A 5,942-nucleotide genomic window follows, 5' to 3' on the forward strand; every position below is an offset into this window, starting at 1 on the left:
GGGGGGGGGGGGGGGGGGGCCCGCGCCGGCGCCCGCGCGCGGGCGCCGCCGCGCGCGGGGGGGCCCCCCCCCCCCCGGCGGCCCCCCCCCCCCGCCCCCCCCGCCCCCCCCCCCCCCTCGGCCGCGCTCAGGCGACGGAGACCGGGAACCGGTCCCAGACCCGGTGCGTGCCCAGCAGGGTCGCGACCTCGCCGAACACGTCCGCCGGGGTCTGGCCCACGACGACGCCGGGCTCGCCGGGCGCGACGCCGGCCTCCACCAGGGCGGCCTCGCCGTTGCCCCACACGCCGATCGCCTTGGCGTGCCGGTAGCACTCCTGGACCATCAGCACGACCCGCGGGTCGACGGTGGCCGACGGCGCGCCCGCCTTGGCGTCGCGGTGCGGCAGCGCGTCCGGGCCGGGCGGCGGCGCGGCGGCCAGCAGCAGGGCGTCGAACTCGACCGAGCGGGCGGTCAGGAACGTCCGCTGCGCCACGAGCCCGTCCTCCAGCACTCCGCCGCGGGCGGCGATGACCAGCGGCACCATGCCGCCCGCGCTGATCGTCTGGCGCAGGGTGTGCAGGCCGTCCAGGCTCGCCGGGTCGTCCGCGTCCACCACGATGCCGATCAGCCGCCCGTCCGGCGGCCACACCTGCCCGAGCTGCGACACCGCCGGGCTGGGCGGCAGGTCGGCGACCTGCTCGGTCGGCTCGGGGGCGGGCAGGCCGAGGCCGGCGGCGACCCGGGCGCACAGCTCGGCGTCCACGTTGGCGAGCACGCGCAGCTCGCGTTCCTTGATCGCCTGCTCGTAGCACTTGCCCAGCTCGAAGGTGAACGCCCGGATCAGGTGCTCCTTCTCCACCGGGCTCAGGCTCCGGTAGAACATGCGCGGCTGGCTGTAGTGGTCGGCGAACGACGCGGGCGCGCGCCGCTCCTTGACCCCCTCGGCCACCGGCTGCGGGAACTCCACGAACGCGCCGGTCTCCGGGCTCGCCATGAACGGGCAGCCGCCGTCGAGGGTGTTCGGCTTGTACGGGGCCACGCCGCTGTGCACGGCGTGCTGGTGGAAGCCGTCGCGCAGCATGTCGTTGACCGGGGCGTGCGGCCGGTTGATCGGGATCTGGTTGAAGTTGGGGCCGCCCAGCCTGCTGAGCTGCGTGTCGATGTAGGAGAACAGGCGCGCGTGCAACAGCGGGTCGTCGGTGACGTCGATGCCCGGCGGCAGGTGGCCGACGTGGAAGGCGACCTGCTCGGTCTCGGCGAAGAAGTTGGTCGTGTTGCGGTTGAGCGTGAGCATGCCGATCGGCTGCACCGGGGCCAGCTCCTCGGGCACGATCTTGGTCGAGTCGAGCAGGTCGATGCCCTCGAACGTCTGCTCCGGGGTGTCCGGGAAGACCTGGATGCCCAGCTCCCACTGCGGGAACGCGCCGGACTCGATCGCGTCGAACAGGTCGCGCCGGTGGAAGTCCGGGTCGACGCCCGCGATCATCTGCGCCTCCTCCCACAGCAGGGAGTGCACGCCGAGCTTCGGCTTCCAGTGGAACTTGGCCAGCGTGGACCGGCCTTCGGCGTTGACCAGCCGGAACGTGTGGACGCCGAAGCCCTCCATCGTCCGGTAGGACCGGGGCACGCCCCGGTCGGACATGTGCCACATCACGTGGTGCGTGGCCTCGGTGTGGGTGGAGACGAAGTCCCAGAACGTGTCGTGCGCGCTCTGGGCCTGCGGGATCTCCCGGTCGGGGTGCGGCTTGGCGGCGTGGATGATGTCGGGGAACTTGATGCCGTCCTGGATGAAGAACACCGGGATGTTGTTGGCCACCAGGTCGAAGTTGCCCTCGGAGGTGTAGAACTTCGTGGCGAAACCCCGGGTGTCACGCACCGTGTCGGCCGAGCCGCGGGAGCCCACCACGGTGGAGAACCGGGTGAAGACCGGCGTGGTCACGCCCTCCTGGAGGAAGGCGGCCTTGCACACCTGCGCGGCGGTGCCGTAGCCGACGAAGACGCCGTGCACGGCCGCGCCGCGCGCGTGCACCACTCGTTCGGGGATGCGTTCGTGGTCGAAGTGGGTGATCTTCTCGCGCAGGTGGTGGTCCTGGAGGAGCGTGGGGCCGCGCGACCCGGCCTTGAGCGAGTGGTCGGTGTCGTACAGGCGCGTGCCGGTCGACGTGGTGAGGTATTCGCCCTGTTGTTCCCGGACGTCGGCCGCGGCGCCGGTCTCCGCGCCGGTCGCGGTCCGGGTCTGCGGGGAGGCCTGGTCGGGTTTGCGCGGCAGCGGTCCCTGCGGCTCGTCCGGCGGGTCCAGCGGGGGCGGGGCGCTGCCCGGCGTGCCCGGCACCGGCGGGGTGACCAGGTCGGCCACCTTCTCCACGGCTTTGTCGAGCGCTTCCTTCACAGCCTTGGCCGGCTTGAACGCGTCCACTTCTCCTCCTCGTAGGCAGTCCCACGCCGACTACCCACGTCGGGACGACCTACACGCCGGAACCTCCGTCGGGTGTCAGAGGGCGAGCAGGCCCGCCTTGGTCGGCCGGAAGCCGCAGGCGTCGGAGTAGAACGGTTCGAGGTGGTCGTCGTAGTCGACGTGCAGCCACTCGCACCCGGCGGCCCGTGCGCCTTCCGCCGCCGCGGCGACCAGGCGTTGCCCGACGCCCTGCCCGCGTTCGGCCGCGGTGACGAGGGTGTCGAGGATGAAGGCGTGGATCGCGCCGTCCCAGGCGACGTTGACGAACCCGATCAGGTCGTCGCCGCGACGGGCCGTGACCCAGCCCACGCTGTGCCGGGTGACCTGACCCCACCAGTCGTCGTCCAGGGGTCGGTGGTCGAAGCCTTCCGCGTGCAGTGCGTTGACCTCGGCGTTGTCGAACCGGCCGCGCCACTCGTAGCTGATCATCGGGAAAGCCTACGGAGGCTTCCCACCGCAGTCCCGGGCATTTCGTGGGGTGCGCCGGTTCACCCGTCCGGCATCGGACCCCGGTCCGACCCCCAACGCCGGACCCCAGGCCGATCCCCCGGGGCCTGACGAATGCGACCGTCTCCCCCATGACCCACCACCACACCTTCCCGGGCCGCTGGATCGGCGCGGGCACGCTGATCCTCGGTCCGCTGCTCCTGCTGGCGGGCACGCTCTTGCGCCGGCCGTTCGACTTCTCCTTCCCCCGGCAGTTGGCGGCCGTGGCGTCGGACCCGGCCCTGATGACGGCCGCGCACACGGCGGTGACGGCCGGGAACGTGCTGCTGGCGTTCGCCGTGATCACGCTCGCCCACCGGATCGGGAGATCCAGACCGGTGCTCGCCTCCTGGGCCGCCACGCTCGTGGTGGTGGGCCTGTTCGAGCGCACGTTCCACGCGGGCATCGACCAGGCCGCGCACGGTCTGGTGCGCCGGGAGGGCGTGGCCAGGGCGACCGAGCTGGTGAGCGCGTCGTACCAGGAGTTACACCTGTTCAGCTTCCTGTCGTTCACCATCGTGGCCGGCTGGCCGGTGCTGGCCTACGCCGCGTACCGGACCGGCGCCCTGGGCCGGGTCCGCGCCGTGGCGCTCGCCGCGACCTGCGCGCTGCCACTGGGCGTGCTGAAGGGCACCGAGATCACGTCCGTGATCGCCGTGACCGGCCTCTGCGTCGCCCTGATCCCGAGCGGCGTGCAACTACTCCGAACCGGACCACCACCAACCCGCAACGCGATCCTGCTGACCGCCACCACCGTCCCCGCCCTCGCCGCGCTGGCCTACGTGAGCACCCTGGGCTGACCGAACCCCAACCCGCACGACCCGACCAACCGACGATCCGCCCGGCAACGCGTCCCGGCCGCCGAGCCATAGGGCCTCTGCTCAGACTGAGTGCGCGGTCCGCTTGTGATCTTGGGTTGTGGTGCGCAGGCACGAGTTGACCGACGAGCAGTGGCGGGCGATCGAGCCGCTGCCCCCTCGGGCGCGACAATCCTTCCGCTGTCGGTCGTGCCGACCGGCGGCAACGTCAACGACCGCGCCCACTTCCCCAGGGGTCACGGCCGGCATCGGGTTCCGGCGACCAGACCGGCACGGGTCGACCGTCAGCCCGATGCCGGCGCAAGCCCCGTCGCCGCCGAGCCCGACACGAGTGGTGCCCCACCGCTCCGTCCTCGTCACCGACGAACGCACCGGCGACTGGAACCGCTCCCAAAACGATCCGTCGCCCCGGCGCGGACTTCGTTGGCTCACACCGGTCTCGTCCTCGGCCGGGTCGGGCCGCTTACCGGGCTCGGCCTTCGGCATGAACGGTGGTCAGGGAGCGGACCGGCGTGGTGAACGAGCCGGCACGGGGCCGGAAGTTCACGATCAGCGCCTCGGCGAGGGTGGCGCACGGGGCGATCTCGCGGGCCAGGCCGCTGATCTCCAACGGTCGCAGGACGTGCCGGTGGGCGGCGACGACGCGCAGTTGCACGCCGGCCGCGAGGGCCGCGCGGTGGCCCCGGTGGAGTTCGTTCAGGCCGGCGGCGGCGAAGAAGTCGACCCCGGTCAGGTCCACCACGACCGGTGCGGGCGGGGTGGCCAGGGCCAGGCTGACCGCGATCTCCTGTGCCAGCTCGCGGACCGTCAACGCGTCCACCTCACCGGCGACGCGCACCACGACGGCATAGCCGTGCACGTGACGTTCCACCCGGAACGGGCGGCCGAACGGTTCTGTTCTCAAGGCCCGCAGCCTCCTCGAGGTCGAAGAAGGCAGTGGCTGCTGGCTCAACCGGCTGCGTCCCACGACCGTACCCGCACCTGCCGAAATCCGCAGCAGCTCACACCCCGCCCCGGTTGCCGCCGCGCCACGACGGCATTTCCATGGATTGGGGGACGGCGCAGCCCCTCCCCGGTGGTCTCGCCGGTTAAGAAGCAGCCGGCGAGGCCATCACACGACGCGTCGAGATGGCGAGCCGGTGGACACCGCCACCGGCCACCTGCACGTGCCGCCTTCCGAGAACCACTCGCGTTCCACCCGGCGCGGCGGAGCGATGGCCCACCGGCGCGCCCCGGGCCGCCGCTCGACCACCCGCCGACACATCCCACCCGACCCTGCACGATGTCCGTCCGACGCACCGCGGCCTCGTGCAGGAACCGGTGCCGACGTCGGCTGCCGGCCCACGCCGACCGGACCGGCTGAACGCCCTCGGCAGCGCCGGCGAGGGCGGCGGACCGCGTCAGTCGCCGGTGGCCAGGCCCTCGAAGTAGACCTTCTGCGAGGGGTAGTAGTCGTCGAACGACGGCAGCGGCGTGCCGGAGCGTGACGCGACCAGCATGTCCAGGTAGTACTCCCAGCCCGGCCCGACCTCGCCGATGCCCTCCTCGGTCGACAGGTGGTGCACCAGCCGCAACTCGGTGTCGCCGTCCACTTCGGACAGGAGCAGTTCGAGCCGCCAGGTGCCCGCCTCGTCCACCATGGACAACGCCAGCCGCCGGGGCGGGTCGCAGGCGTCGATGCGCAGTTCCATCCACGGCTCCTGCTCCTCGAACAGCATCTGCACCTTCACCGTGCGGCCGGGCGCGGCGTCGCCTTCCCACGGGCCGAACCACCTCGCGGTGCGCTCCGGCTCGGTCAGGCTCGCCCACACGTCGTCGGCGAGGGCGCGGAACGTCCGGGTGAGCACCAGGTCGCTGCCCGCTTCCGTGCGGATCAGGCGGCCGGTGGGGATCGGGGTCATGCCGTGTTCTCCTTCGGTTCGTCGGCTCGGCGTTCCCGCCGGGTGCGGTAGACCTCGGTCTCCAGCGCGTCGAGGTGGTGCGCCCACCCACGGGGCCGCTCCGCGCCGCCGCCGGCCCCGGCTCGACCCGGTTCCCCCTCGGCCGCCCCGGTGCCGACCGGTCGGGTCACGCTCGGCCCGGTGCCAAGCGGCCGGGTCACGCTCGGCCCGGTGCCGGTACCCGGGCGCGGGGGGTCGGCGGGCGCGGGGGGGGGGTGGAAACGGGGGTGGGCGGAGAGCGGTTCGGGGGGGATAGGAGAC

At 72.9% G+C, this 5,942-nt stretch carries 6 protein-coding genes; 1 reads left to right on the plus strand and 5 read right to left on the minus strand.

The genetic code is table 11. From position 1 onward, the window contains the following. Positions 1–127: 127 nt before the first annotated feature. On the minus strand, positions 128–2,398 hold the full coding sequence (locus ACFXGA_RS34400; protein WP_378095316.1) for a catalase: 2,271 nt from the start codon (positions 2,396–2,398) through the stop codon (positions 128–130). A gap of 75 nt (positions 2,399–2,473) precedes the next feature. Beyond that, complete coding sequence (locus tag ACFXGA_RS34405) at positions 2,474–2,866, minus strand: GNAT family N-acetyltransferase (protein ID WP_378095318.1); 393 nt, start codon at positions 2,864–2,866, stop codon at positions 2,474–2,476. A gap of 149 nt (positions 2,867–3,015) precedes the next feature. On the opposite strand from ACFXGA_RS34405, the gene ACFXGA_RS34410 reads away from it, so the two are divergent. After that, on the plus strand, positions 3,016–3,723 hold the full coding sequence (locus tag ACFXGA_RS34410) for a hypothetical protein (RefSeq protein WP_378095320.1): 708 nt from the start codon (positions 3,016–3,018) through the stop codon (positions 3,721–3,723). A gap of 481 nt (positions 3,724–4,204) precedes the next feature. On the opposite strand, the gene ACFXGA_RS34415 is transcribed toward ACFXGA_RS34410, so the two are convergent. The 3 genes from ACFXGA_RS34415 to ACFXGA_RS34425 all read right to left on the minus strand — a co-directional run bounded on the left by ACFXGA_RS34415 (position 4,205) and on the right by ACFXGA_RS34425 (position 5,812). Then, a complete protein-coding gene (locus ACFXGA_RS34415) occupies positions 4,205–4,645 on the minus strand; it encodes an STAS domain-containing protein (RefSeq protein WP_378095322.1) in 441 nt (146 codons plus the stop codon). Between the two features lie 496 nt (positions 4,646–5,141). Beyond that, positions 5,142–5,642 carry an SRPBCC family protein gene (locus ACFXGA_RS34420; protein ID WP_378095324.1) on the minus strand — a complete coding sequence of 167 codons (501 nt, stop codon included), beginning with the start codon at positions 5,640–5,642 and terminating at the stop codon, positions 5,142–5,144. Continuing rightward, complete coding sequence (locus ACFXGA_RS34425; RefSeq protein ID WP_378095326.1) at positions 5,639–5,812, minus strand: hypothetical protein; 174 nt, start codon at positions 5,810–5,812, stop codon at positions 5,639–5,641. Before ACFXGA_RS34425 ends, ACFXGA_RS34420 begins: the two co-directional genes overlap by 4 nt. Positions 5,813–5,942: the final 130 nt, after the last annotated feature.

Source organism: Actinosynnema sp. NPDC059335, from assembly GCF_042752395.1.
Lineage (GTDB): Bacteria > Actinomycetota > Actinomycetes > Mycobacteriales > Pseudonocardiaceae > Actinosynnema.